Below are 25,145 nucleotides of genomic sequence, written 5' to 3' on the forward strand. Positions count from 1 at the left end.
GCGCCCTCCTCACGGCCTGACGACGGGGCTGAGATGGGCCGGATCGACGATCGGCCCGTAGACTTGCGGGTAGGACGGCGCGACGCCGTGCTTGACCGCCCAGAGGTACCAGTTGTCCACGACGGTCCCGGTCAGCAGAATGCCGATACCTCCCGTGAGCGTCGTGAGCACCGCGAACCACCACGCCCAGCGGTGGATCGATTCCATCGTGGCATTGAAGCCCATGGTCCAGCGCCAGAACAGGGCAGCGCGCTCGGTGGCCGTGCCCCGGTCCACGATCTGGTCGATCTCGCGATCCGCCCCGTAGCGGGAACAGGCGAGGATCGTCCCGCCATGCATCGCGAACAGCAGCACCGACCCATAGAGGAAGGTGATCGAGAGCATGTGGAACGGGTTGTAGAACAGGTTGCCGTAGCGCAGCGAGAAGGCCGCCGTCCAATCGAGGTGCGGGAACAGGCCGAAGGGCACCGCCTCCGACCACGAGCCCATCATGATCGGCCGGATGAAGCCAAGCACGAGGTAGAGCCAGATGGCGCTGGCGAAGGCCCACGGCACGTGGGCGCCGATCTTGAGCGCCCGCGCGCGCCGGTAGAGATGGATCCACCACAGCAGGATCGACGTGGTGAGGAAGAAGCCGGCGATGAGCCACCACCCGCCCTCGTTCAAGGGCGGCAGGATCCGCAGGCCGTATTTCGGCAGCGGCGGCTCCAGGGCAAGCCAGGGCAGCTGGCGCACGAACTGCACCGGGTCCCAGTTCACCGAGGCCCACATGTTGAGCCCGATGATCTCGAAGGCGATGAGCCCGCAAACCATCGACAGGGCGGCGATGTAGCCGATGTAGATCGGCCCAACCTGGCTGTTGCCGATAAGACCGAACAAGTAACTGTTGAACGGCTTGCCCACGCGGTCGTTGACGGCGACGGGCACCCCCATCTCCGGCTCCAGGGGCCGGACCTGAACCTGCGTGAAGAAATTCTGGTAATACGCCATCGTCCGATCCCCCCGAAGCCGGCCGGTCGATCCGACCCGGCTCGCAGCGTCCGCGACATGCCCCGCGCGGACTGCGGGATTTCAGGGCACTTTCCGCCGAAGAGGATGCCGGTTCGGCGCTGGAAAATGCCGGCTGTGCAATGATCCTCAGCGCCACACGGGAAGGTTGAGCCACCAGCCCCACCATTCGGGCCAGCCCTGGGTCCAGAACGGACCGCTGATCACGATGCAGACCGCGCTCCAGAATCCGGCGGCGAGCGCAAGGAACCAGCCGAGGCGGTGCACCCCGAGCGTGCCGATCGAGTAACCGATCGTGTCGCGGAAGAAGGTATCCTCGTGCTCGGGGGTCTTGACCATCTCGCCCTTGCCCGGATTGGTCGAGGACAAGATCAGGCCGCCGTGCATGGCCAGCGCCAGTGTCGTGGTGAAGAAGAACGTCACCGCCAGCATATGCGCCGGGTTATAATGGAAGTGCAGGTACTGGTATCCGGTGTTCGACACCCAATCGAGGTGCGAGAGAATCCCGTAGGGAAAGCCGTATCCCCAGGCGCCCATCAACAGGGGACGGATCACCTCCAGGGTGAAATACGCGAAGATCGCCATGCTGAAGGCGATCGGCACATGGTAGCCGATGCCGAGCTTGCGGCAGATCTCGACCTCGCGCAAAGCCCATGACCCGAACGAGCCCAGCGCGCACATGGTGATGATCTGCCAGAGCCCGCCCTCCTTCAGGGGCGCGAGCTTGAGGCCGTAGCTGATATCCGGCGGGGCGATGTTGATCTGCCAGATGTTCCAGGTCGGGCCGATGGCCGCGCCGTAGATCACCAGCGCCGTGCCGAGCACGGTGAAGAACAGGCCCGTCACGCCGAAGAAGCCGACGAAGAACGGGCCGATCCAGAAGTCGAACAGGTCGCCGCCGAGCAAGGTGCCGCCGCGGACCCGGTATTTGCGCTCGTAGCTTAGCATCGCCATGGCGAGACCTCCCGTTCGGCAATCGGAGGGGCAGCGGCGTCAGCGGACCGCCCCTCCGTGTCGTCTCATCAGGCCGGCATTTCCGGCAGGGCCAGCGTAATGTTGCTCGCGGCCTTGTTGTTCTTCGGGCCTTCCAGCCAGTTGAACCGGTCCGTCGAGAGCAGGATGAAGTGGATCAGCAGCGCCAGGATGAAGAGGAAGGTGAACAGAGCCACCAGCGTGCGCCGCGGATCGAAAAGCAGCCAAACCTTGTGCATCCGATCCTCCTCAGCCGATCATCGTGACGAGGGCGTGGGCCGCGTCGCGGACACCCTCAAGGGAGGCGTAGCCCTGCGGTCCGGGCAGCCACGGACGCCACAGCCAGACGAGGATGTGGGCGACCACGGCGATCGCCGTGAAGATGAGGAAGCTCGTCAGGAAGATCGCGTGGAACTCCTTGGCCTCCGGTTCCGTCAGCCCAGACAGGCTGCTCGGTCTTTCTGTCGTGATGGGTCCACCAGCCATGGTTTAAGACCTCCGTGAATTGGCCGCGCCTCTCGGCACGACGGGTGCTGCCGCGGAGAAAGCGGCCTCACTTCCCCCGCGTCACCGGACGGAAGCGTCTCGTGTCGGGGCCACGGACCGGAAGGCCCGCCGCCCGGAAGGGTGTCAGCGCGGCCGACCTTCAGCCCATGAAGGCGAACGGGATGGCCTGGACGGCCATGGCCCGGGCCTCGCCGAAGACCGAGCGGTGCGGCGCGGGCAGGCCGGGACGGGCGGGGGCGCGGCCCGGCGCCATCCGTCCGAAGACGGCGGCCGCCAGGAAGAAGGGGTAGGTGGCGGCCAGGATCAGCCGGAACTGGAGTTCCTCCTGATGCTGGCGCGCGGTCGGGGCCATCGTACGCATCCTCAGGTCTCCTCTCTTGGAAAGCGTCTCATGCGGTGACACCCGCGTTGAGGTCAGTGCGCGCGCCGGTCACATGGCCGGCGGCAACGGTGTCGGCGCCGGCCGTGCGGGCGGCGCGTTCGGCCGCGTCGCGCAGGCGCTTGGCGGCGGAGATTCGGGCGAGGACGGGCTGCGCCTCGACGGCGCGGTCGAGGGCCGACAGCGCCTCGGCATCCCAGGGCAATTCGCGGTGGGTGCGGGCCGGGGTCGGCTCGACCTTGTCCATGTCGCGGGCGAGCGGCAGGATGTGGAAGAGCGTGTCGAACAGGGCGTTGCAGACCTCTTGCACGAGGTAAGTCGCGCCCGCGTAGCCCATGAACGGCGTGCCGGTGTGCCGGCGGATGATCGCCCCGGGGAACGAGGCCGGCACGTAGGTCGCCCGGCCGCCGGCCTCCGCGAGGTACATCCGCTCGTTGAACGAGCCGAACAGGACCAGCGGCGGGTTCTTGGCGATGGCGTCCTTCACCTTGGCGTTGTCGGGCTTGAGTCCTGCCGAACGGCCGAAGGCGAAGTGGCAGGGCAGGCCCATCTCCTCTTCGAGGAAATGGCGGACGCCGCGGGCATAGGTTTCCGTGGCGACGATGCCGAAGCTCGCCGTGCCGAAGAAGTCCTGCGTCACGGAGCGCCAGAGGTCCCACACCGGCTTGATCGTGGTGTGCCGCTCGCGCTCGATGAACGGCTCGGGATCGACACCCAAAATCTCACCCAGCGCCCGCAGGAACTTGGTGGTGGAGAGCACGCCGATCGGCGCCTGCAGGTACGGGCGCTCAAGCGCCTCGCAGAGGCCACGGCCGAACTCCCGGTAGAGGCAGATGTTGGCATCCGCGTTGACGAGCTTCGGCACGTCCGCGAGGTGCGAGCCCAGCGGGAAGGTAAGGTTCACCTCGGCGCCGATGCCCTCCACCAGCCGGCGGATCTCGGCGAGGTCGCTCGGCATGTTGAAGGTGCCGTAGGCCGGGCCGATCAGGTTGACGCGGGGCTTCTCGCCCTCCTTGCGGGCGGGGCGGGCCGGGATGCCCTTCTTGGCGAACTTCCGCGCCCCGTATTCCTGCCAGAGCCAGGTGATCGCCCGGTCGGCAGCCTGCCATTGGTCCTCGTCGATGGTGCGGGGCAGGAAGCGCTGAAGGCCGGTGCCCTCCGGGGTGACGCCGCCGCCGATCATCTCGGCGATGGAACCGGTGACGACGACGCTGGGCAGCCCCGGATCGAGGGTCGAATGGGCGCGCTTCATCGCGCCCTCGGTGCCGTGGCGGCCGAGTTCTTCCTCGGCGAGGCCCGTCACGACGATGGGGAGTTCGTGCGGCGGCAGGGCGTCGGTGTAGTGCAGCACCGAGGTGACGGGCAGGTTCTCGCAGCCCACCGGGCCGTCGATGACGACCTGCAGCCCCTTGATCGCCGTGAAGACGTAGACCGCGCCCCAGTATCCGCCGGCCCTGTCGTGATCGAGGATCAGCATTATGCCATCTCCCCGATCGGCTTCTTCGGGCCTTCGGCCTTCGGAGACAGCTTCTTCTGCGGCACCTCCTGCCAGACGCCGGCGGCGTGGCCGGTGCCGACGCCCTCGAAGAAGTCGCGCATCGCATTGAAGCGCGGCTTGTTGGCCAGCGCCGCGTTGATCACCGTCGCCAGCGACCCGGCGCCTGCCGCACCCATCAGCGGCCGGGCGGAGATGAGGTTCGTGAAGTAGAGCGCCGGGGTGGCGTTCTCCTTGGCCTTCTGCACCACCGGCGTCGTGCCGATGGCGAGGTCCGGCCGGAAATGGGCGAAGGCATAGAGGTCGTCCTCCAGGGAGGCCCGGTATCGCACCTCGCAGCCATGGGCTTCGAGCCAGTCCCGGTCCGCCTCGGACCACGGCGTGCGTGGGCAGGCGGTGCCGACGTAGGGGACCTCGGCGCCACTCTCGACGAGCAGGCGGGCGACCAGAAGCTCCGAGCCCTCGTAGCCCGAGAGCGTGATCCGTCCCTTGATCGGCGAGGCCGAAAGGGCGCCCCGGATCCCGGCGAGGATGCCGGCCTTGGCCGCGTCGATGGTCTGCGCAGACACGTTGCAGGCGCCGCCGATCCGCTCAAGCCACGCCGCCGTGCCCTCGACGCCGACGGGCGCCGAGCCGACGATGGGCCGGCCTGCCGCCTCGAACTCACGGATGCTCGCCGTGTAGAAGGGGTGGATCGCCGCCACTGCGGCGGAATCGAGGGCGCCGTACAATTCGCGCCATTCCCGCGTCGGCACCACCGGCCCCGCCGCGAGGCCGAGCGGCGCCAGCAGGCTGCCGATCACCATCGGGTCGGCCGGGAACATCTCGCCCAGCAGCGCAACGGTCGGGCGCTCGGACCGACCGCCCTTCGGCGCCTGAACCGGGCCGTGCTCGGCCTCGGCGCGGGCGACCTTCAGCATCGCGCCGGCCAGCACGTCCTTGGCCTCGGCATGGGTTGGCACGCCGAATCCCGGCACGTCGATGCCGATGACGCGGACCCCGTCGATCTCCTTCGGCAGGAGCCGCAGCGGCACGCCCGACGCGGTCGGCACGCAAAGGTTGATGACGACGACGGCGTCGTAATCCTCAGGCTTCGCGGTGGCGTGGACCGCCTCGCGGATGTCCTCGAACAGCTTGCCGGTGACCAACGTCTCGGAGTTGAACGGCACATAGCCGACGCTCCGGCGGGCACCGTAGAAGTGCGAGGTGAATGTCAGGCCGTAGACGCAGCAGGCCGAGCCGGAGAGGATCGTCGCGGTGCGGCGCATCCGCAGGCCGACGCGGAGCGACCCGAAGGCCGGGCACATGCTCTGCGGTTGGTCGTGGGGCCCTTGCGGGTAATCCTCGCGCAGCTGCGCCAGGGTCTCGGACATTCCGGCCGCCTCGGCGGCCTCCCGCATCGCGTCCTTGCCGGCGTGGCAGCCGAGCCCGTCGCCCTTGGTGGCGGCGAGGTCGATGGCGGGGGCCGCCTTGCGGGCCCGCAGTTCGGCGATGTCGAGGGAGACGGCCATGCGCGTCAGACCTCGTCGTACACGACTTCAAGGGACGGCTTGGACACGTGGGCGACGCCACACATGTCCTCGTGGGTCGCCGGAACCAGCACCACGTCGCGGCCGGTCGTCTCGCTGGAGAACAACCCGAGCAGCCCATCCTGCGTCAGTGGCGTCGGGCGGTGCGGCGCGGCGGCAGCCACGTTGGCGGCGAGTCCGGAAAAGAGATCGCCCCAGCGTCCATCGGGCTTGCCGATGATCTCGTAATTCGCGCTCTTCTTACGGATGTCGTCGTCGGCCGGGATCGACGCGAGCACCGGGATGCCGGCGGCTTCCGCGAAGGCCTGCGCCTCGCCGGTCCCGTCGTCCTTGTTGATGACGAGGCCGCCGACGCCAACATTGCCACCCATCTTGCGGAAATATTCGACCGCCGAGCAGACGTTGTTGGCGACGTAGAGGGATTGCAGATCGTTCGAGCCGACGACGATGACCTTCTGGCACATGTCCCTGGCGATCGGCAGGCCGAAGCCGCCGCAGACCACGTCGCCGAGGAAGTCGAGGAGGACGAAGTCGAAGCCCCACTCGTGGAAGCCGAGCTTCTCCAGAAGCTCGAAGCCGTGGATGATCCCACGACCGCCGCAGCCGCGGCCGACCTCCGGCCCGCCGAGCTCCATGGCGTAGACGCCGTCGCGCTTGAAGCAGACGTCGCCGATGGCGACCTGCTCACCCGCGAGCTTTTTCTTCGTGGAAGTCTCGATGATGGTCGGGCAGGCCTTGCCGCCGAACAGCAGGGAGGTGGTGTCGCTCTTCGGGTCGCAGCCGATCAGCAGCACCTTCTTGCCCTGCTGGGCCATCATGTAACTGAGGTTGGCGAGCGTGAACGATTTGCCGATGCCGCCCTTGCCGTAGATCGCGATGATCTGCGTCTCCTTCTTCGCCGGGGCGGTGGAGACGGGATCGGGCTCGATGGCGGCCTCGTCGCGCAGTTGCGACGCCTGGGCCAGGGCAAGCTTGTTCAGCTGAACGTTCATGCGGCGTCCCTCCAATCCAGGACCATCTTGAGGCAGGCCGGGTCGGCGAAGGCCGTCCGGTAAGCCTCCTCGGCCCGCGCGGCGGGCGCGCGGTGGGTGATCAGACCGTCGAGGGACAGGCGGCCGGCCTCGATCAGGCGGCTCACCGCCGCGAGGTCGTCCGGGCGGAACTCGGCGGAGATTCGGATGCGCGCTTCCCGCATGAAAGCCGGCGGGAAGGCGAAGGAGAGCGGCGCCTCGTAGAAGCCTGCCAGCACGATCTCGCCGCCGGGGGCGAGGCGCCCGATCAAACTGTCGAGGCCGGACGCATCGCCGCTGGCATCCACGATGCGGGCGTAGTCCCGGCGCGGATCGGCCTCGGGAGCGAGGGCGGCGTAGCCGGTGGCGCCATCCCGGCGGGCGGTATCTGTCTCCCACACGGTCGGTTCGGCGCCCATCGCCACCGCGACCCGGGCGATCAGCCGGCCGAGCACCCCGTGCCCGACGACCAGCGGACGATCCCCCTCCCCGATCCCGCCCGCCGCCCGATGGGCGGTGGCGGCGAGCGCCAGCAGACAGGCGCGCTCGCCGAGCGCAGCGTCCACCGGAAGCAGCTTCTCGGCGGGGGTAACGAGGTGGGAGGCGGCGCCACCGAAAAGGCCTCGGACTGGGCCGAAGCAGCGTGCGCCGGGAACGAAGACCCACTGGCCCACCCGCACGGGCGAACCGGCCGGGGCCTCGGCCACCCGGCCGACGGTCTCGTAGCCCGGGACCAGGGGATAGCCCATTCCGGGGAAGTGCGGCATCCGGCCGGACCAGAGCAGGCGCTCGGTGCCGGTGCTGATCCCGCTCCAGGCGACTTCCACCACCGCGTCGCCCGAACCCACATCGGTCAGGGTCAGTCGCCGCAGCGCCAGCCTTTCCGGTTGTTCGAGGATGACGGCGAGAGCGTCCATGGCTGGAATTTCCGCCCGACTCATTGGGAGTACCGCGGGGGCGGCCTTCCGAGTGTCATTCTAGATAGACACTTTTCCGCGTCAACCTGTCTTAACAGTCAGATGCCGCTTTTGTGTGCGAGCAGCACCCGCGCCAGCAGCGGACGACGGGTTTTGTGCTCTTTGACCCGCTCGAAGCCGGCAGCCTGGGCCATGTGTGACAGTTCTTCCGCCGTCCGGGGGCGACCGGACCCCATCGCGAGCAAGTAGAAGCCGAAATAGGCATGACCCACCGGCTCGGCGCCCGGCGTCCCCGCGAGGGGTTCGGCGATGATGAGCCGGCCACCCGGCGCGAGGGCAGCGAAGGCCGCGCGGAGGAGGCCCTGGACCACCCCGTCATCGTGGTCGTGCAGGACTCGGACGAGGGAGATGGCGTCGGCGCCTTCGGGGAGACCGGCGTGGAAACTGCCGCCGCGGCACACGATCCGCTCGCCCGGTCCGGCCCGGTCGAGGCGGAGCCGCGCCCTTTCGGCGACGGCGGGAAGGTCGAACAGCGTGAGGCGCGCGTTCGGCAGCCGGGCCGCCGCCGCCGCAATGAAGGCCCCCTCCCCGCCCCCGACATCCATCAGGTGACGGATGCCGGACAGATCGCAGGCGTCGAGGATGTCCTGCGCGATCATTCCCTGGGACGTACCCATCAGGGCGCCGTAGGGCGCCGCCGCCTCACTGCCGACGGGCTCGCCGCCGGCATAGGGCCAGTAGCGGGAGAGTCCGGTCGGCCCGGATTCGCCTCGCAGCAGGGCGACGGGGTCGGCGAGGTCGGCGTAGAGCAGCGCGTGATGCTCGACCATGGCCGCGATGCCCGGATTGCCGGTGACGGCCGCGCCGAGATCGGCGAGGGCGAAGCGATCCCCCGGCAGTTCCCGGATCAAGTCGAGGGAACAGGCGGCCAGCAGGAGCGTGCGGGCCTTGTCCGGCGCCAGTCCCAGGCGGAGCGCGAGGTCGGCACCCGTCACCGGGCCGTCCGCCAGCTTTCCGAACAGGTCGAGGCGGATGCAGGCCGTCAGGACCTGAGCGTAGACGAAGCCCGCGCAGAGATCGAACAGGGTACGGGTGTTCCGCCGGGCGATGTGGCGCGTCAGCGGGAAGCCCGCCGCCCAGCGCTGGAAGCATGGGCTCGCCACCAGGCGATTACGCAGGGTCAGCCAGCGCTCGCCGATGGGCAGGCGCCGTGCCGCAGGGGGCTCGGTCAGGGCAGCGCCGCCGCTCAGGCCGACACCGGCCGCAGGCTCGCCGGCAGGAACAGCCGGGCCTGCGCCTCGATCTCGGCGGTCAGGCGGTCGGCGCCGGGGCAATCGGGAACCGCCGCCACCGCCTCGCGGGTAAGCCGCGCGAGCCTGTCGAGGGCGCCCCCCGTTCCTAGGAGCGCCGCCGCGTTGGGCCGCCCGAGGGTGGCATCCCGACCGGCCGGCTTACCAATCTCCTCCTGACGGCAGGCGACGTCCCGCAGGTCGTCGGCGACCTGATAAGCCTCGCCCAACGCCTCGCCGAGGCGCCGCCACGGCTCCGGCTCAGCCCCCGCCGCCGCGGCCCCGGCCACCGTCGCCGCCGCGAACAGGGCGCCGGTCTTGGCCTGCTGGTAGGCGCTCAGATCGACATGGGCCTCCGATTCCCACGCCTGCCCGGCGGCAATGCCCATGGGCGAGCCCGCCGCCCGCCCGAGCAGGCTCACGAGCCGGACGAGACGGCGCGGGTGCCGCCATGCCCCCCGTGCCAGGGTCTCGAAGGCCAGCACGATCAGCGCGTCGCCCGTCAGCACGGCGATGGGCGTGCCGTAGGCGACGTGGACGGTGTCCTTCTGCCGGCGGGTCGGTGCGTCGTCGAAGCACGGCAGGTCGTCGTGAACCAGGGAGGCGCAGTGCAGAAGCTCGATCGCCGCGGCTGCCGAATCGGCGGCCACGGGATCGTCATCGCCGCAGGCCCTCGCCACGGAGAGGCACAGGCGCGGGCGGATGCGGTGGCCGCCGGGAAAGACCGCGTAGCGCATGGCCTCCGCCAGGAGCGGAGGCGCACCGGGCGCTTCGGCATAGGCGACGGCCCGGTCCAGGGCCGATTCGATCCGCGAGCCGGGCTCCATATCGCCCTCCGTGTCATGACGGGTTGTCAGCGTTATGTGTCACTTATAGTTGACACTGCCGGGCGACAAGATCAATCCCGATTGGGGGAGGTTTCGAAGCGATGACTGGCGCGCGCATCGTCGTGATCGGAGCCGGGATCGGGGGCCTCGCCACGGCCCTCAGCCTTGCGCGGGCGGGCCTGTCGGTCACCGTGGTGGAGCGGGCCGGGGCGCCCGGCGGCAAGATGCGATCCGTGGCCGTCGAGGACACGCGCATCGAGGCAGGTCCCACGGTCTTCACGATGCGGTGGGTGTTCGACGAGTTGCTGGCGGAATGCGGCGCGCGGCTCGAGGAGCGCCTGAGCCTGCAGGGGGCCAGCCTCCTCGCCCGCCATGCCTGGAGCCGGGACGAGCGCCTCAATCTGTTCGCCGATATCGACGCCTCGGTGGAGGCGATCCGCGAGTTCGCCGGAAGACGTGAGGCCGAAGGCTATCGCCGGTTCTGCGGCCGGGCCGCGGAGGTCTACCGCACCCTCGAAGGGCCCTTCATCCGGGGCGGCCGGACCGGGCCCGCCGGTCTCGCCAGGCGGGTTGGCCTTTCCGGCATGGGCGACCTGTGGCGGATCCAGCCCTTCGCGACCCTGTGGGCGGGTCTGAAGGACTACTTCTCCGATCCGCGCCTCCTGCAGCTCTTCGGGCGCTACGCCACCTATTGCGGCGCCTCGCCCTTCACCGCCCCCGCGACGCTGATGCTGGTCGCCCATGTGGAGCAGGCCGGCGTCTGGACCGTGAAGGGGGGACTCAGCGCCCTGGCCGCGGCCCTCGCCGACCTCGCCGTCGAACGGGGGGCCGAGATCCGCTACGGCGTCGGCGTGGACGAGATCGAGGTCACGTCCGGCAGGGTATCGGGGGTGAGGCTCGCGGACGGCAGCCGCCTCCCGGCGGATGTCGTCGTCTGTAACGGGGACGTGGCAGGGCTCGGGGCGGGGCTTCTCGGCCGGGCCGCCGCGCCCGCGGGCGACCGGATCGCCCGGTCCGAACGATCGCTCTCGGCGGTCACGTTCTGCCTGCGGGCGGAGACCGCGGGCTTCCCCCTGGCCCACCACACGGTGTTCTTCTCACCGGACTACCGCGCCGAGTTCGATACGATCCTGCGCGACCGCCGCCTGCCAACGGACCCGACGGTCTATGTCTGCGCCCAGGACCGGAGCGCCGAGGGCGCCTTCGCCGGCGGGGCGGAACGCCTGCTCATGCTCGTCAACGCTCCCGCCGATGGCCTGGAGCGCCCCCTGGATGCCACGGAGATCGCCCGATGCGAGAGCAACCTGAAGGCGCGGCTGCACGCCTGCGGCCTGTCCCTGACCCGGGAATCGCAGGCGGTGGTGACGACACCGGACGACTTCGCGGCCCTGTTCCCGGGGAGCCAGGGCGCCCTGTACGGGCGGGCACCCCAGGGCTGGGCGGCGACGTTCAAGCGTCCGGGTTCGCGCACGAAGGTGCCGGGGCTGTATCTGGCCGGGGGGTCGGTCCATCCGGGACCGGGCGTGCCGATGGCGGCGCAATCGGGGAGGCTCGCGGCGCAGGCGATCCTCGCCGACCTCGGTTCGACGGGCCGGTCGGGCGCAACGGCTATGCGTGGTGGTACGTCGATGCGGTCAGCGACGACGGAACCCACGGCCTGACGATCATCGCCTTCATCGGCAGCGTGTTCTCGCCCTACTACGCCTGGAGCCGGGACAAGGACCCGTTCGACCACTGCGCGATGAACGTCGTGCTCTATGGCCGCCCCGGCCGCTTCGCCATGACGGAGCGGAAGTCCGGTCGGCTGTCGCGGGGGGCCGACCACATCGCCATCGGCCCCAGTTCCATGGAATGGGACGGGAGCGAACTCACCGTGCACATCGACGAGCGCGGTGCGCCCCTGCCCCGGCGGATCCGCGGCACGATCCGCCTGCGGCCCTCCGGCATCACGGCCGGGCCGTTCCATCTCGATCCCGGGGGCCGGCACCGCTGGTGGCCGATGGCGCCGGCCTCGCGAGTTGAGGTCGATCTGACTCATCCCGGCCTCTCGTGGCAGGGCAGCGGCTACTTCGACACCAACGACGGCGACGAACCCCTGGAGGATGCCTTCACCCGCTGGACATGGTGCCGGGCCGAACTGCCCGACGGGGCGGCGATCCTCTACGACGTGAAGCACCGGGCAGGCGACGGGCGTAACCTGTCCCTGGGGTTCGCCTTCGACGGCACCCGCCGGGACATCCGCCCGCCGCTCAGTGCATCCCTCCCGCCGACGAAGTTCTGGCGGATGCCCCGGGAGACCCGGAGCGATGACGGCCGGTCGCGGGTCATCACCACCTTCGAGGACACGCCGTTCTATTCGCGCTCGCTCCTCGCTTCGACGCTGGCGGGCGAGCCCGTCCGAGCCGTCCACGAGAGCCTATCGCTCGACCGGTTCCGCAACCCGATGGTGCGGCTCATGCTGCCGTTCCGCATGCCGCGGCCGCTTTAGCAGCTCCGTCCTTCCCGCCCGTGCGGGGGAGGGACACGCGTGCCCGCCACGCGACACACCCGAGGGTCGCGAGCGCCAAGGCGAGGCCGAAGGAGAACCCCGTCGCCCCCGCCCCCACCCGGAGCAGGGCCGCGAGGGGGCTGACGGCGAGGAGGGCGCGCTCCGGCCCCGCGAGGCCGCCGGCCTTCCAGGCGGCGACGCCGAGGAACAGCGTGGCGGGCACCAGGGGCGCGAGGTCGTAGACCGGCACGTAGGGCGAGAGCAGCGGCGTTGCGGCGAGAAAGGCGGCGGCGCGAATCTCCGGCGAGGCCCCGCCCCGCCAGACCCTCCCCACGAAAGCCAGCACCGCCAAAGAGACGGTGATCTGGAAGGCCCAGGCCAGGGTGATGGAGCCGCCCACTAGCCGGATCGCCCCGAAGGCGCTCGCATTGAGATCGAGCCCTGCCGCCGCATTCTGAAGGATGATGCGGTTGGTTGTGCTCAAGGTCCGCAAGAAGCCGAGCCAGGGTTCGATCCCGAACAGGGCCACCGAGGCGAGGCAGGCCGCGACCACGGTTCCGATCAAAGCGACGAGGGCCGTCCACCGCCCCGTGACGAGGAGAAGCAAGGGTGCGAGCGCCGCGAATTGCGGCTTGTAGGCCAGGAGCCCGAAGCACAGACCCGCCAGCCGGGGATGGCGGTCGAGAGCGACGAGGCCGAGGGTCATCAGCCCCGCCGTGAACAAACCGTTCTGCCCGTAGGACAGGTTGCAGAACACCAGGGGGTGGGCGAAGGCGATGAGGGCGATGTCCATCCGCCCCGCCGCCAGCCGCATGGCCAACAGAAACAAGGCGGCCGAAAGAGCACACCAGACGATGTAGCCCGCCTGGGGGTCGAGCCACGCCATCGCCGCGGCCGGCAGCAGGAAGACCGGCGGGTAATGCCACGCGAAGCGGCATTCCGGCCCGAAGGCCTCGGCGAGGTTCGCGAGGTGCCGGCTGAGATCGTAGGGCTCGCCTGCCCGGCCCTCCAGCGCCGCCCGGCCCGCCACCCAGACCTGCGTGAAGTCGTTGCCGAGGAAATCGCCATACCAGTTGTGGCGCGGATCGGGACCGGTGCCGAACAGCACGACGACGATCGCCAGGGTCAGCGGGACGAGAACCAAAGAAGCCCGGCGACCGAACGCCAGGAGCCGCGCATCGTTCAGGACGATGTCGGCGAGATCGGCGCGCAGGGCGGCGAATCGGCTCCGGCCGGCATCCGAGACGGTGGCGTGCAAGGGCGGCCCTCCCGGTCCAAGAGGGGCAGAGCGTAGGGGGGAAGGGTTCCGGCGCCGTTAACGGTGGAAATCCGCGCGCCGTCACACTTGTGCGTCCTGGTTGTGGCTGCAATGGTTGCGAAGGTGCGTCGGGGAGCACGCGCCCCATCGGACAGGGGAATGGGGTCATCGTCCGCACAATCCCGCCGCGGAGCACCGCCGATCCCGTGCGAAGGCGGGTGTCTCTTCCGCCGGAGGCGCCCGTGACGGACGGGAGGGACGGGGCATCGACCCTGCGCGTCCTCATCTACAGCCACGACACGTTCGGCCTCGGGCACCTGCGCCGGTCGCGGGCCATCGCGCACGCCATCGTCGCGTCCTGTCCCGGCGCGAGGGTCGTGATCGTGTCCGGATCGCCGGTGGTCGATCGTTACGCCTTCGCCCGGGAGGTTCGGACGGTGCGCCTGCCCCCCGTGACGAAGCTCGCCGACGGGAGTTACGCCAGCGGCGCGACGGGCCTCCTGTCCGACACCGTGGCGGAGCGCATGGCGGTGATCGCGCGGACCGCGGAGGCGTTCCGCCCGCACATCGTGATCGTCGACAAGGAGCCCTGCGGCTTCCACGGCGAGATGATCCCGATCCTTGAGCGCGAAGCGGAGCGGGGCACCAAGCTGGTGCTGGGCCTGCGCGACGTCCTGGACGAGGCCGACCGTCTGGCCCCCGAATGGCAGCGCAAGGGCGCCGTCGAGGCGATGGACCGCTTCTACGACGAGATCTGGGTCTACGGGCTCAGCCGAATCCACGAGCCGCTGGCCGGGCTGGCGCTGCCGCCCGACATCGCCGCCCGGGTCGCCGGGCGGCTGACTTATACCGGCTATCTGCGCCGGCCGATTCCGGAGATCCGATCCGGCCGTCTGGAGCCGGTCATGGCCGCAGGGCCGTTCCTCTTGGTCACGACGGGCGGCGGCGGCGACGGCGCGGCGCTGATCGAATGGGTGATTGCCGCCCACGAGCACGATCCCGGCATTCCCCTGCCCTGCCTCGTCGCCTTCGGACCGTTCCTGGACCCCGGCCTCCGGGAAGGCTTCGCCAGGCGAATCGCCGCCCTGGAGGGCCGCGTGTGTGCGATCACCTTCGATAGCGAGATCGAATGCCTGATGCGCAAGGCGACGGGAGTCGTCGCCATGGGCGGCTACAACACGTTCTGTGAGATCCTCTCCTTCGACCGCCCCGCCATCCTCGTGCCGCGGACCGAACCTCGCCGGGAGCAGGCGATCCGGGCCCTCGCGGCGGAGAAGCTCGGCCTCGTCCGCGTGCTGATGGAAGAGGACGGGACGGAGCCCGAACGGATGGCCGCCGCCCTGCGCGCCCTGCCGGGGCAACCCGAGCCCTCCCGGGTCGTCGTACCGGGTCTGCTCGATGGGTTGGAGGCGGTGGTCCGCCGGGTCCGGCGGCTGGTGCCCGTAGAGTCCGCGCTGCCCTGCCGGGCCATCTCATGAGCGGTCCGCGCATCGCCGTGGTGCTCAAGGGCTACCCGCGCCTCTCGGAGACCTTCATCGCCCAGGAGATCCTCGCCCTCGAACGACGGGGACTAGCCATCGACATCTGGTCCCTGCGCAAGCCGACGGACCGGTTCCGGCACCCGATGCACGCCGCGGTCTCCGCCCGGGTCGCCTACCTGCCGGAATACCTCAGGGACGATCCCCGCCGGGTCCTGCGGGGCCTGGCCTGGGCTTGCCGCCGGCCACGCTTCGCGGCGCTCATCCGCCTCTTCCTCCGCGACTTGCGGCGCGATCCGACTGCCTCACGGCTGCGGCGGCTCGGGCAGGCGCTGGTCCTCGCCCGGGAGGTCGATCCCGCGGTGAGCCACCTCCATGTCCACTTCCTGCACACGCCCGGCAGCGTCGTCCGCTACACGTCCCTGCTCACCGGCCGGGGCTGGAGCTTCTCCGCCCACGCCAAGGACATCTGGACGACCCCCGCATGGGAGCTTTCGGAGAAGCTCGCGGCGGCGGACTGGGGGGTGACGTGCACCCGCGATGGGCTCGCGCGCCTCGACGCCCTGGCGCCCGGCCGCACTCGCTTGGCCTATCACGGCCTCGATCTCGGACGTTTCCCGGATCCGCCCGCCATGCGCCCCGCGCGGGATGGGTCCGATCCGGTCGCACCTCTGCGGCTACTCTGCGTCGGCCGGCTCGTTGCCAAGAAGGGGCATGACGACCTCTTCGCGGCCCTGGCCGCCCTCCCCGCCGGACTGCATTGGCGGCTCGCCCTGATCGGCGGCGGCGAGCTGCGCAGCAAGTTGCAGACCCTGGCGCAGGAGCACGGACTCGGGGACCGGGTCGCCTTCCGCGGCGCGCTTCCCCAACCCGACATCATCGCGGCGATGCGTGAGGCTGACCTGTTCGTGCTCCCGACGAAGCCGGCGCCCGGGGGAGACCGGGACGGGCTGCCCAACGTCCTCATGGAGGCGGCGAGCCAGGAACTCCCGATCCTCGCCACCGCCTTCGCCGGGACGCCGGAATTCATCGACGACGGGGTGCACGGCGTGCTGGTGCCGCCGGGTGAACCGGAAGCCCTCGCCCGGGCGCTGCAAGCCCTCGCTGCCGAGCCGGAGCGGAGGCATCGCCTCGGCCGTGCCGCCCGCCACCGGCTCGTGCAGGACTTCTCCGAGGCGGCCGGGATCACTCTCATCGCGGGCCGCCTCGCTGCCTCGGCGGGCATCATCCTGACCGCACGGGAGGAGGCGGCGTGAGGGTCCTGATCGCCGTCACGCATCTCCTCGGGGCCGGCCATTTGACCCGCGCCGCCGCCCTGGCCCGGGCTTTCGCGGCGGCGGGGCACGAGACCGTCCTGGTGTCCGGGGGCCGCCTGGCGCCGCTGGTGCGGCTCGACAGCGTGCGTCTCGTGCAGCTTCCGCCCCTGCGGATCCAGGGCTTCGATTTCGCGAGACTGATCGGACCTGACGGCGAGACGGCCGGCTCGCAGGTCTTCGCGGACCGCAAGGCGCTTCTCCTCGATACCCTGTCCACCCTCCGGCCGGACGCGGTGCTTACGGAACTGTTCCCCTTCGGCCGCCGGGGGCTCGCGGACGAGTTCATGGCGCTGGTACAGGCCGCCCGTAACCAGCCGGGGCGGCCGCTGATCCTCGCATCCGTGCGCGACATCCTCGTGCCACCGGACCGTCGGTCCAAAGTCGATGAGGCCCATGCGCGGGTCGCGGCTCTCTACGACGCCGTCCTCGTCCACGGCGATCCGGCGCTTGCACCCCTTGACGCATCGTGGCCGGTCGATCCCGGCCTCGCGGGGATGCTGCGCTATACCGGCTATGTGGACGAGGGCGGTGCGGTCCAGGCGCCCGATCGTCGGGAGGGCGTCCTCGTGGCGGCCGGATCGAGCGCAGCGGGGCTCGACCTGTTCCGGGCAGCCATCGCCGCCGCGCGGCTGCGCCCCGATCTCGGCTGGCGCATCCTCGTCGGCCATTTCGTGCCCGATGCCGAACTGGCCCGCCTGTCGCAAGGGCTTCCACCGGACACGGTGATGCGGGCGCGACCGGATTACCGCGCGCTCATGGCGGGGGCCGCAGTCTCCGTGAGCCAATGCGGCTACAACACCGCCGTCGACCTGATGGTGACGGGGACGCCGGCGGTGCTCGTCCCGTTCGAGGCCGGCCGCGAGACCGAACAGCGGTTGCGGGCGGAACGCCTCGCCGCAATGGGCCTGGCCCGGATCGTGCCGGAGAACGCCCTCTCGCCGGAGACCCTCCTCGCGGCGGTCCTTTCGGCCCTCCGCAGCCCGCAACCTAATCCCGGTGGCCCCGCCCTCGATGGCAGCACCCGCACCGTCGCCATCGTGCAAGCGCTTCGCAATCAGCGCCACAGGGCGCGGGGAAGAGAAGCAGACCGTCTCCGCAGGGCCCTCGACCGCGCCGCCGAGGCCGGACGGTCGGTGCATCTGTGGTGGCGCGACGACGACGCGGTGGCGGCCACGCCCGCCCTCGACCGGCTCCTCGCCCTTGCGGCCGGCCGGCCCATCCTTATCGCGGCGATCCCGGCGCGGACCGAAGCCTCCCTGAATCGCCGGTTGGCGCAGTCGGAGGGTGTCACCCTCGCGGTGCACGGCCTCGCCCACGAGAACCATGCGCCGCCCGGCCAGAAATCCGCCGAGTTCGGCCCTCACCGGCCCCTCACCGACCTGTGCCGGGACGCCTTGGACGCCCACCGCCTCGCCCGGGAGCGGCTGCCGGAGGATCTGCTCCTGCCGGTCTTCGTGCCGCCCTGGAACCGGATCGCGCCGGACCTTGCAGCCGAACTCCCGCGCCTCGGCTACGGAGGTCTTTCCGCGGCGGGGGGAGCATTCGTGCCCGGGCTTGCCCGCGCTGATGCCGCGCTCGACGTCATCGACTGGCGGGGCACGCGCTCCCTGCGCGATCCGGAGACGATTCTCGCGGCCATCGCGGCCCATGCCGAGGAAGGGTTGGCCGGACGGCTCGGCCTCCTCACCCACCATCTCGCCCATGACGAGGCGGTGTGGGACTTCATCGCGGATCTCCTCCCCCTCCTCGACCATCCGGCGGTACGGTGGCACGATCCGCGCGACCTGTTCGGTTCGATGATGGACTCGGGAATGCCGCCGCCTATCTCCCTATCAGCCGAACGCCCGAGGGCCGGTTGAACGCGCTCCTGTCGATCCGCGACCTCTCCGTCGCCTTCCGTACCGATTCGGGTCGGTTCGAGGCGCTTCATCGGTTGTCCCTCGACATTCCCCGGGGCCGAACCCTCGCGCTCGTGGGGGAATCGGGTTCGGGCAAATCGGTCACCGCGCAGGCGATCCTGCGGATCCTGCCGCGCTCGGCCGAGATCACCCGCGGGCAGATGCTCTTCACCGGCGAGGGAAAGCCCGTCGATCTCGCGAGCCTGCGCGAAGAGGGTTCCCTGATCCGCTCCATCCGCGGGCGTCGGATCGCCATGATCTTCCAGGAGCCGATGACCTGCCTGTCGCCGCTCCACACGGTGGGCGATCAGATCGGCGAGGCCCTCCGGGTCCATACCGGCGCCGACCGCCAGGAGTCCGACGCCCGGACGACGGAGGCCCTGAGGAAGGTCGGCTTCCCCGATCCGAAGCGGGCCCTGCGGACCTACCCGTTCGAATTGTCCGGCGGCCTGCGCCAGCGGGCGATGATCGCCATGGCCCTGATCATGCGGCCCGCCCTGCTGATCGCCGACGAGCCGACCACCGCCCTCGACGTCACCACTCAGGCGCAGATCCTCGCCCTCCTCGGCCGGCTCCAGGACGAGACCGGCATGGCGATCCTGCTCATCACCCACGATCTTGGCGTGGTGGCCAACATCGCTCACGACGTGGCGGTGCTCTACCAGGGCCGGCTGGTGGAATCGGGGCCCAAGACCGAGGTCCTGCGGCGGCCCGGCCATCCCTATCTCAAGGCGCTCATCGAGGCCGTGCCGCGCTTCGACATGGCGCCCGGCGAGCGCCTGACCCCGATCCGCCCGGCCAGGGCGACGATCCCCCCTGCCCGGGAGGCCCAGAGCCTGTCAGGTCCGGTGCTGCAGGTCGAGGGCGTCAGCAAGACCTTTACCCTGCGGGCCGGCCGGTTCTTCGCCCCGCCGCGGACGGTGCGGGCGGTGGCCGACGTATCGCTGAGCCTGGAGGGCGGCCGCACCTTGGGCCTCGTCGGCGAATCGGGTTCGGGCAAGACGACCGTCGCCAAGATGATCATGCGGGCCCTGGCACCCGATGAAGGGCGCATCCTGTTCGACGGGGGCGCCGGGCCTCGGGATGTGCACGCCCTGTCGGGGGAGGCCCTCTTCGCCTATCGCCGCACCGTCCAGTTCGTATTCCAGGACCCCTATGCCTCCCTCGATCCGCGCATGACCGTGCGGCAGATCCTGTCCGAGCCCATGGAGATCCACGGCGTGCCGCAGGGCGTCCGGAGGGCGCGGTGTACCGAGCTGATGGCCATGGTCGGCTTGGAGGCCTCGGCGCTGAACCGGTACCCGCACGCCTTCTCCGGGGGCCAACGCCAGCGCATCGGCATCGCCAGGGCGCTGAGCCTCGAACCACGCCTCCTGGTCCTGGACGAACCGGTCTCGGCGCTGGACGTCTCGGTCCAGGCACAGATCCTCAACCTGCTGAAGGATCTGCAGAAGGCGCTCGGTCTCTCCTACCTCATCGTGTCCCACAACCTCGCGGTGGTGGACTATATGGCCGATACGATCAGCGTCATGTGCCGGGGCCGGATCGTCGAGGAAGCCGGCCGCGAGGCTTTGTTCCGGCGGCCGGTCCATCCCTACACCCGGGCCCTGCTCGCCGCCGTTCCCGACCCAAGCCTCGACCACCCCCTGGATTTCCGCAAGGTGACGGGGGACGCCTCGAACCCGGTCCGCTGGCCGGAGCCGTACCGGCTCGCCCCGGAGGAGGCGGGCACCATGGTGGAGATCGAGGAGGGACACCGCGTGCGCCTCAGTTACCTTGCCGCCCAGAAGGCGGCCTGATGCAGCCCCGGCCCCCCATCGTCCTCGAACGCCTGCGGAGGAAGGTCCTCGGCCCCCTGTTCGACCGGCTCGGCTACGATCTCGTGCCCGCCTCCCCGGACTGGAGCCATCGGCCGACATCCCCCCGGGAGGTCACCCGGCTCCTCGATGCGGCGGCGGACACCCTGCGAGCGGACCTGAGTGCCTCCGGGCTCGGGGCCGACGAGGACGTCCGGGCCATCGTCGAGACGTTCTGGCATCTCATTCCCACCGCGCCCGTGCGCCAGCGGCGCGGCGGCAGCGGGTTCAACGGCGCCCTGCAACTTTACGGGGCGATGCGGGTGCTGAGCCCGCGCTTCGTCATCGAGTCCGGGGTGTTCCGTGGCCTGACCACCTGGGTGATCCGGCAGGCCTGTCCTGACGCCCAAATCTTCTGCCACGACCCCGACCTGTCAGGGCTCCAGTACCGGGATCCCCGGGCCCGCTACAGCCGGGATGACTGGGCCGGTGCCGACTGGTCGATGATCGACCCTGCGGCGACGGTGGCGTTCTTCGACGATCACGTCTCCCAGGCCCGCCGGGTGGTCGAGGCCCATGCCCGCGGGCTCACCCGCCTGCTGTTCGACGACGACGTGGCGGCCCACCGGATCCACGCCCATGGCGGCCCCGCCTATCCCACCATCGCGATGATCACCACCCTGGACGGCGCCCCCGAGCCGATCCGATGGATCCGCAACGGCCGTCCCTTCGAGCAGCCCGCGGAGGATGCCGGCGCACGCGAGGCCGCTTCCCTGATCGCCCGGTCCCATGCCTTCGACGACATGCACGGGGCCACGGGATATTCGCCGGCCCGCCTGACCTATGTCCAGTTGCACGGGGGCGGGTCGTGACCGGCGGAGGGCGAGACGGGCCCGGCCTGTCGAGACGCACCCTCCTCGCAGGCGTCGCCGCGGCCTCGCTGCTTCCCCGCCGCGCGTTTGCAGAGGACGTCCCCGCTCCACCTGCGGCGCCTTTCGTGGCCGACCTCGCCGCCCACGGCCGGCGCCTCGGAAAGGCCGGCGGCACGGTCCGCACCCTGATCGCGAAGGCGCGGGACGTCCGCTACCTCTCTGTCTACGGCTACACCCGCCTCGTCGGCTACGACGCAGCCCTCGACCTGCGGCCGGACGTGCTGGAACGTGTCGATGTCCAGGGCGGACGCTTCACCTTCACCCTGCGGGAGGGACACCGCTGGTCGGATGGGCACCCATTCACCAGCGAGGATTTCCGGTACTACTGGGAAGATGTCGCCAACGAGAAGGAGCTGAGCCCGGAAGGGCCGCCCGCCTTCTTCCTCGTCGAGGGCAAGCCGCCACAGGTCGAGTATCCCGATCCGCGCACCGTCCGCTACACCTGGGACCGGCCGAACCCGATGTTCCTGCCGGCCCTGGCCGCCCCCCGCGACCCGCTGATCTACCGGCCGGCGCACTACCTCAAGCCGTTCCACCCCCGCTACGTCGGCAAGGAGGCCGCGGAGGCGGCGGCCAAGGCCCAGAAGCTCCGCAGCTGGGCGGCCCTGCACAACAGGCTCGACGACAACTACGAACTGATGAACCCGGATTGCCCGACGCTCCAGGCGTGGGTGCCCCGCACGCGCTCGCCCGCGACGCGCTTCGCCTTCGAGCGCAATCGCAGCTACCACCGGCTTGATACGGCGGGTACGCAGCTTCCGTACATCGACCGCATCGTCATGGACGTGGCATCCAGTGGGCTGATGGTCGCCAAGACCAACGCCGGCGAGGCGGACCTGATGTTCCGCGGCCTGACGATGCCCGACATCCCGAGCCTCAAGGAGGGCGAGAAGGTTCACCGCTACCGCACCAACCTGTGGCCGGTGGCGCGTGGTTCGGAAATCGCCCTCTATCCCAACCTAACCACCCTCGACCCGGCCTTTCGCGTCCTGAACCGCGACATCCGCTTCCGCCACGCCCTGTCCCTGGCGGTGGACCGGCGGACGCTCAACAACACTCTGCTCTTCGGCCTCGGCACGGAGGGCAACGATACGGTGGTGGCCGACTCGCCGCTCTTCTCGCCCGAGTTGCGCACCCTGAACGCGACCTACGATCCGGCTCAGGCGATCCGCTTACTTGACGAGGCCGGGCTCGACCGGCGCGACGGAACAGGCATCCGCGTGATGGCCGACGGGCGCCCCCTGGAGATCGTCGTGGAGAGCGACGGCGAGGCCGGCGAGATCCTCGACGCCCTGACCCTCATCGCGGAATTCTGGCGCGAGGTCGGGATCCGCCTGGTCGCCAAGCCGCAGGAGCGCAGCAACCTCCGTCGCCGGTCGCTCGGCGGGCTGACGGTGATGGTCGCGGCGCAAGGCCTCGACCTCGCGGTGCCGACGGCGATCATGCCCCCGACCGAACTGAGCCCGGCGCAGCCGGACCATTATTCCTGGCCGCGCTGGTCCCTGAACGTCGAGAGCCACGGGCGCAGCGGCGAAGCCTGCGACCTCCCTGAGGTGCAGCGCCTCATCGACCTCGACAGGCAATGGCGCGACACGGACGACGCCGGCAAGCAGGCCGCGATCTGGCGCGAGATGCTGATGAACCACGCCAGGAACACCTGGGTGATCGGCACGGTGGCCGGTGCCCTGCAGCCCGTCGTCACCGCCGACCGGCTGGTCAACCTGCCCGCCAAAGCCCTCTACTCCTGGGAGCCCACCGCGATGATCGGCGTGCAACGCCTGGACGAAGTCTTCTGGGACGACGCCGCCGATCAGCGGGCGCAGGCCGAATGATCGGCCAGGTCCTCCGGCGCCTCCTGACGATGTCGGTCACCCTGCTGGTGATCTCGGCACTGATCTTCTTCGTCATCAAGCTCCCGCCGGGGGATTATTTGACGAACCGCATCATGGAGTTGCGGGCGACCGGTGAGGCCGGCTCGGTCGCTAAGGCCGAGTTGCTGATCCATCAATACGGCCTCGACCGCCCGGTCTGGCAGCAATACCTCATTTGGGTCGGGCTGATGCCGGGCCCGGCGGGCTTCTCCGGGTTGCTGGAGGGTGATTGGGGCTGGTCGTTCGAATACGACAAGCCGGTGGCCGACGTGGTCGGAGACGCCCTCTGGCTGACCCTCCTCGTCAACGTGACGGCCCTGATCTTCGTGCATCTCGTGGCGATCCCGGCGGCGATCTACTCGGCCACGCACCGGCACACGGTGGGGGACGCGGTCGTCACCGTGCTGGGCTATGTCGGCCTCGCCGTGCCGGGCTTCCTCCTCGCCCTGATCATGCTGTTCTACGCGAACCGCTGGTTCGGGCTGTCCATCGGCGGACTCTACGACAGCGCCCTCACCAATCAGCCATGGGACGGGGAGAAGATCCGCTCGCTCCTAGCCCACCTCGTCGTACCGACCCTAGTGATCGGCCTCGGCGGCACGGCGGCGATGATCCGCCGGATGCGGGCGAACCTCCTCGATGAGCTCGCCAAGCCCTACACGGTGACGGCCCGGGCCAAGGGCATGCCCCCCACCCGCGCCCTGCTGAAATACCCGTTCCGGATGTCGCTGAACCCGTTCGTGGCGGATATCGGCAACCTGCTGCCGCATCTCGTCTCGGGCTCGGTTCTGGTGTCGCTGGTCCTCAGCCTGCCGACCGTCGGGCCCCTGCTCCTGGAAGCGCTGCGCAACCAGGATCAGTTCATGGCGGGCTTCATCCTGATGTTCGTGGCGGGCCTGACCCTTGTCGGCATGCTGATTTCGGACCTCACCCTGGTCTGGCTCGACCCGCGCATCCGCATGGGGCTCCGATGAGCGGGATGCTCCAGGGCCGGCATTTCGTCGATCCGGCCCCCTTCACGCCCGACGAGCGGGCCGACGACCCTGCCGGCACGTCATCCGCGTGGCGGCTGATCGCCCGGAAGTTCGTGCGCCATCGCCTCGCCTTCGCCTTCGCCCTGGTCCTGCTCTTCCTCTATGCGCTGATCCCCTTCGTGGAGATGATCGCCCCCTATGGGCAAGCCCGGCGCGACGGCGACTTCCTCTTCGCACCGCCGCAGGGCGTGCACCTGTTCCATGGGGAGCGCTTCGTCGGCCCCTTCGTCTATCCCTACCGGTCGCATCTCGACCTCGACACGTTCCGCCGGGACTACCGGTCGGAGACGGACACGCCGAAACCCCTGCGATTTCTCTGCCGGGGCGATGGCTACGATTGGCTCGGCCTCGTCCACAGCGATTTCCATCTCGTCTGCCCGCCCGAGGGCGGCACACTGTTCCTTCTTGGCACCGACCGCCTCGGGCGCGACCTGTTCTCGCGGATCGTCTACGGCACCCGGATCTCCCTCACGATCGGCCTCGTGGGCGTGGCGATCTCCTTCGCCCTCGGCCTCCTGTTCGGGGGCATTGCCGGCTATTTCGGCGGCTTCGCCGACGCCGCCGTGCAGCGGCTGATCGAAATCGTCCGGTCAATCCCGGAACTGCCGCTCTGGCTCGCACTCTCGGCGGCCCTCCCGGCGAACTGGAGCCCGCTCCTCGTCTTCTTCGGGATCACGATCATCCTCGGCCTGCTCGACTGGCCCGGCCTCGCCCGGGCGGTGCGCGGCAAGCTGCTCGCCCTCCGGGAGGAGGATTTCGTCCAGGCGGCGGAGCTGATGGGCGCGTCGCCGGCCCGCCTCATCGGCCGGCACCTGATCCCGAACTTCATGAGCCACCTGATCGCCTCGGCGACCCTGTCGATTCCCACGATGATCCTGGGCGAGACGGCCCTCTCCTTCCTCGGCCTCGGCCTGCGGCCGCCGGTGACGAGCTGGGGCGTGCTCCTCAACGACGCCCAGAACCTCGCCGCCGTCCAGCTCTACCCGTGGCTGCTCCTGCCGGTGGTGCCCGTGCTGGTGACGGTGCTGGCCTTCAACTTCGTGGGCGACGGGCTGCGGGATGCGGCAGATCCGTATCAGTGAGGAGCGAATAGGGAGTAGGGAGTAGCGAATAGCAAAAGGGGGATGACCTCAGAGGCCTC

At 70.0% G+C, this 25,145-nt stretch carries 22 protein-coding genes; 10 read left to right on the forward strand and 12 right to left on the reverse strand.

Going from position 1 to position 25,145, the window contains the following annotated elements:
* Positions 1-9: 9 nt before the first annotated feature.
* From pufM to MFF22_RS21905, 11 genes are all read right to left on the reverse strand, one after another.
* Positions 10-990, reverse strand: a complete 981-nt coding sequence (pufM, locus tag MFF22_RS21855) for a photosynthetic reaction center subunit M (RefSeq protein WP_238252703.1) — start codon at positions 988-990, stop codon at positions 10-12.
* A gap of 147 nt (positions 991-1,137) precedes the next feature.
* On the reverse strand, positions 1,138-1,962 hold the full coding sequence (gene pufL, locus MFF22_RS21860) for a photosynthetic reaction center subunit L (protein ID WP_238252705.1): 825 nt from the start codon (positions 1,960-1,962) through the stop codon (positions 1,138-1,140).
* A gap of 68 nt (positions 1,963-2,030) precedes the next feature.
* Entirely contained in the window at positions 2,031-2,219 is a 189-nt protein-coding gene (pufA, locus tag MFF22_RS21865; RefSeq protein ID WP_238252706.1) for a light-harvesting antenna LH1, alpha subunit, read from the reverse strand.
* 10 nt (positions 2,220-2,229) lie between these two features.
* Complete coding sequence (gene pufB / locus MFF22_RS21870) at positions 2,230-2,466, reverse strand: light-harvesting antenna LH1, beta subunit (protein ID WP_238252707.1); 237 nt, start codon at positions 2,464-2,466, stop codon at positions 2,230-2,232.
* A 160-nt stretch (positions 2,467-2,626) separates the two neighbouring features.
* Positions 2,627-2,848 (reverse strand): hypothetical protein, encoded by a 222-nt coding sequence (locus MFF22_RS21875; protein WP_238252708.1) that lies wholly within the window; start codon positions 2,846-2,848, stop codon positions 2,627-2,629.
* 28 nt (positions 2,849-2,876) lie between these two features.
* Positions 2,877-4,343, reverse strand: a complete 1,467-nt coding sequence (gene bchZ, locus MFF22_RS21880) for a chlorophyllide a reductase subunit Z (RefSeq protein ID WP_238252709.1) — start codon at positions 4,341-4,343, stop codon at positions 2,877-2,879.
* Positions 4,343-5,872, reverse strand: a complete 1,530-nt coding sequence (gene bchY / locus MFF22_RS21885) for a chlorophyllide a reductase subunit Y (protein WP_238252710.1) — start codon at positions 5,870-5,872, stop codon at positions 4,343-4,345. The genes bchZ and bchY overlap by 1 nt, the downstream gene beginning before the upstream one ends.
* 5 nt (positions 5,873-5,877) lie before the next feature.
* The gene (locus MFF22_RS21890) at positions 5,878-6,882 is read right to left on the reverse strand and encodes a chlorophyllide a reductase iron protein subunit X (protein ID WP_238252711.1); all 1,005 of its coding nucleotides are present in this window, start codon (positions 6,880-6,882) and stop codon (positions 5,878-5,880) included.
* Positions 6,879-7,817 carry a chlorophyll synthesis pathway protein BchC gene (bchC, locus tag MFF22_RS21895; protein WP_238252712.1) on the reverse strand — a complete coding sequence of 313 codons (939 nt, stop codon included), beginning with the start codon at positions 7,815-7,817 and terminating at the stop codon, positions 6,879-6,881. The genes MFF22_RS21890 and bchC overlap by 4 nt, the downstream gene beginning before the upstream one ends.
* Before the next feature lie 98 nt (positions 7,818-7,915).
* A complete protein-coding gene (locus MFF22_RS21900) occupies positions 7,916-9,049 on the reverse strand; it encodes a methyltransferase (protein ID WP_370877543.1) in 1,134 nt (377 codons plus the stop codon).
* Between the two features lie 14 nt (positions 9,050-9,063).
* Complete coding sequence (locus MFF22_RS21905; protein WP_238252715.1) at positions 9,064-9,933, reverse strand: polyprenyl synthetase family protein; 870 nt, start codon at positions 9,931-9,933, stop codon at positions 9,064-9,066.
* Positions 9,934-10,034: 101 nt separating this feature from the next.
* Between MFF22_RS21905 and crtD the strand changes: the two genes are divergently transcribed.
* Together crtD and MFF22_RS21915 are read left to right on the forward strand one after the other, a co-directional pair.
* Complete coding sequence (crtD, locus tag MFF22_RS21910; protein ID WP_238252717.1) at positions 10,035-11,594, forward strand: 1-hydroxycarotenoid 3,4-desaturase CrtD; 1,560 nt, start codon at positions 10,035-10,037, stop codon at positions 11,592-11,594.
* A complete protein-coding gene (locus tag MFF22_RS21915) occupies positions 11,591-12,421 on the forward strand; it encodes a carotenoid 1,2-hydratase family protein (protein ID WP_503128769.1) in 831 nt (276 codons plus the stop codon). The genes crtD and MFF22_RS21915 overlap by 4 nt, the downstream gene beginning before the upstream one ends.
* On the opposite strand, the gene MFF22_RS21920 is transcribed toward MFF22_RS21915, so the two are convergent.
* The gene (locus tag MFF22_RS21920) at positions 12,387-13,679 is read right to left on the reverse strand and encodes a glycosyltransferase family 87 protein (protein WP_238252722.1); all 1,293 of its coding nucleotides are present in this window, start codon (positions 13,677-13,679) and stop codon (positions 12,387-12,389) included. The genes MFF22_RS21915 and MFF22_RS21920 overlap by 35 nt on opposite strands.
* A 242-nt stretch (positions 13,680-13,921) precedes the next feature.
* Between MFF22_RS21920 and MFF22_RS21925 the strand changes: the two genes are divergently transcribed.
* Genes MFF22_RS21925 through MFF22_RS21960 form a run of 8 tightly spaced genes read left to right on the forward strand, consistent with a single transcriptional unit; the run spans position 13,922 to position 25,086 of the window.
* Positions 13,922-15,157: a glycosyltransferase family protein gene (locus MFF22_RS21925; RefSeq protein WP_238252723.1), complete on the forward strand. Its 1,236-nt coding sequence runs from the start codon at positions 13,922-13,924 to the stop codon at positions 15,155-15,157.
* Positions 15,154-16,413, forward strand: a complete 1,260-nt coding sequence (locus MFF22_RS21930) for a glycosyltransferase (protein WP_238252724.1) — start codon at positions 15,154-15,156, stop codon at positions 16,411-16,413. The genes MFF22_RS21925 and MFF22_RS21930 overlap by 4 nt, the downstream gene beginning before the upstream one ends.
* The gene (locus tag MFF22_RS21935) at positions 16,410-18,332 is read left to right on the forward strand and encodes a glycosyltransferase (protein WP_238252725.1); all 1,923 of its coding nucleotides are present in this window, start codon (positions 16,410-16,412) and stop codon (positions 18,330-18,332) included. The genes MFF22_RS21930 and MFF22_RS21935 overlap by 4 nt, the downstream gene beginning before the upstream one ends.
* Complete coding sequence (locus tag MFF22_RS21940) at positions 18,329-20,170, forward strand: ABC transporter ATP-binding protein (RefSeq protein WP_238252726.1); 1,842 nt, start codon at positions 18,329-18,331, stop codon at positions 20,168-20,170. The genes MFF22_RS21935 and MFF22_RS21940 overlap by 4 nt, the downstream gene beginning before the upstream one ends.
* Entirely contained in the window at positions 20,170-21,039 is an 870-nt protein-coding gene (locus MFF22_RS21945) for a hypothetical protein (RefSeq protein WP_238252727.1), read from the forward strand. Before MFF22_RS21940 ends, MFF22_RS21945 begins: the two co-directional genes overlap by 1 nt.
* Positions 21,036-22,931: an ABC transporter substrate-binding protein gene (locus tag MFF22_RS21950; RefSeq protein ID WP_238252728.1), complete on the forward strand. Its 1,896-nt coding sequence runs from the start codon at positions 21,036-21,038 to the stop codon at positions 22,929-22,931. The genes MFF22_RS21945 and MFF22_RS21950 overlap by 4 nt, the downstream gene beginning before the upstream one ends.
* Complete coding sequence (locus MFF22_RS21955; RefSeq protein ID WP_238252730.1) at positions 22,928-23,944, forward strand: ABC transporter permease; 1,017 nt, start codon at positions 22,928-22,930, stop codon at positions 23,942-23,944. Before MFF22_RS21950 ends, MFF22_RS21955 begins: the two co-directional genes overlap by 4 nt.
* A complete protein-coding gene (locus tag MFF22_RS21960; protein ID WP_238252731.1) occupies positions 23,941-25,086 on the forward strand; it encodes an ABC transporter permease in 1,146 nt (381 codons plus the stop codon). The genes MFF22_RS21955 and MFF22_RS21960 overlap by 4 nt, the downstream gene beginning before the upstream one ends.
* The last annotated feature ends 59 nt before the right edge of the window (positions 25,087-25,145 follow it).

Origin of the sequence: Methylobacterium persicinum, assembly GCF_022179525.1 — a bacterium.
In the GTDB taxonomy this organism is placed as follows: domain Bacteria; phylum Pseudomonadota; class Alphaproteobacteria; order Rhizobiales; family Beijerinckiaceae; genus Methylobacterium; species Methylobacterium persicinum.

Bases quoted from the DNA above. Each gene is read 5' to 3' on its own strand.
- MFF22_RS21945 (WP_238252727.1), top strand. From the start codon at position 20,170: ATGCAGCCCCGGCCCCCCATCGTCCTCGAACGCCTGCGGAGGAAGGTC.
- MFF22_RS21875 (WP_238252708.1), bottom strand. From the start codon at position 2,848: ATGCGTACGATGGCCCCGACCGCGCGCCAGCATCAGGAGGAACTCCAG.
- crtD (WP_238252717.1), top strand. From the start codon at position 10,035: ATGACTGGCGCGCGCATCGTCGTGATCGGAGCCGGGATCGGGGGCCTC.
- pufA (WP_238252706.1), bottom strand. From the start codon at position 2,219: ATGCACAAGGTTTGGCTGCTTTTCGATCCGCGGCGCACGCTGGTGGCT.
- MFF22_RS21905 (WP_238252715.1), bottom strand. From the start codon at position 9,933: ATGGAGCCCGGCTCGCGGATCGAATCGGCCCTGGACCGGGCCGTCGCC.
- bchY (WP_238252710.1), bottom strand. From the start codon at position 5,872: ATGGCCGTCTCCCTCGACATCGCCGAACTGCGGGCCCGCAAGGCGGCC.
- bchC (WP_238252712.1), bottom strand. From the start codon at position 7,817: ATGGACGCTCTCGCCGTCATCCTCGAACAACCGGAAAGGCTGGCGCTG.
- MFF22_RS21930 (WP_238252724.1), top strand. From the start codon at position 15,154: ATGAGCGGTCCGCGCATCGCCGTGGTGCTCAAGGGCTACCCGCGCCTC.
- bchZ (WP_238252709.1), bottom strand. From the start codon at position 4,343: ATGCTGATCCTCGATCACGACAGGGCCGGCGGATACTGGGGCGCGGTC.
- pufM (WP_238252703.1), bottom strand. From the start codon at position 990: ATGGCGTATTACCAGAATTTCTTCACGCAGGTTCAGGTCCGGCCCCTG.
- MFF22_RS21955 (WP_238252730.1), top strand. From the start codon at position 22,928: ATGATCGGCCAGGTCCTCCGGCGCCTCCTGACGATGTCGGTCACCCTG.
- MFF22_RS21960 (WP_238252731.1), top strand. From the start codon at position 23,941: ATGAGCGGGATGCTCCAGGGCCGGCATTTCGTCGATCCGGCCCCCTTC.
- MFF22_RS21890 (WP_238252711.1), bottom strand. From the start codon at position 6,882: ATGAACGTTCAGCTGAACAAGCTTGCCCTGGCCCAGGCGTCGCAACTG.
- pufB (WP_238252707.1), bottom strand. From the start codon at position 2,466: ATGGCTGGTGGACCCATCACGACAGAAAGACCGAGCAGCCTGTCTGGG.
- pufL (WP_238252705.1), bottom strand. From the start codon at position 1,962: ATGGCGATGCTAAGCTACGAGCGCAAATACCGGGTCCGCGGCGGCACC.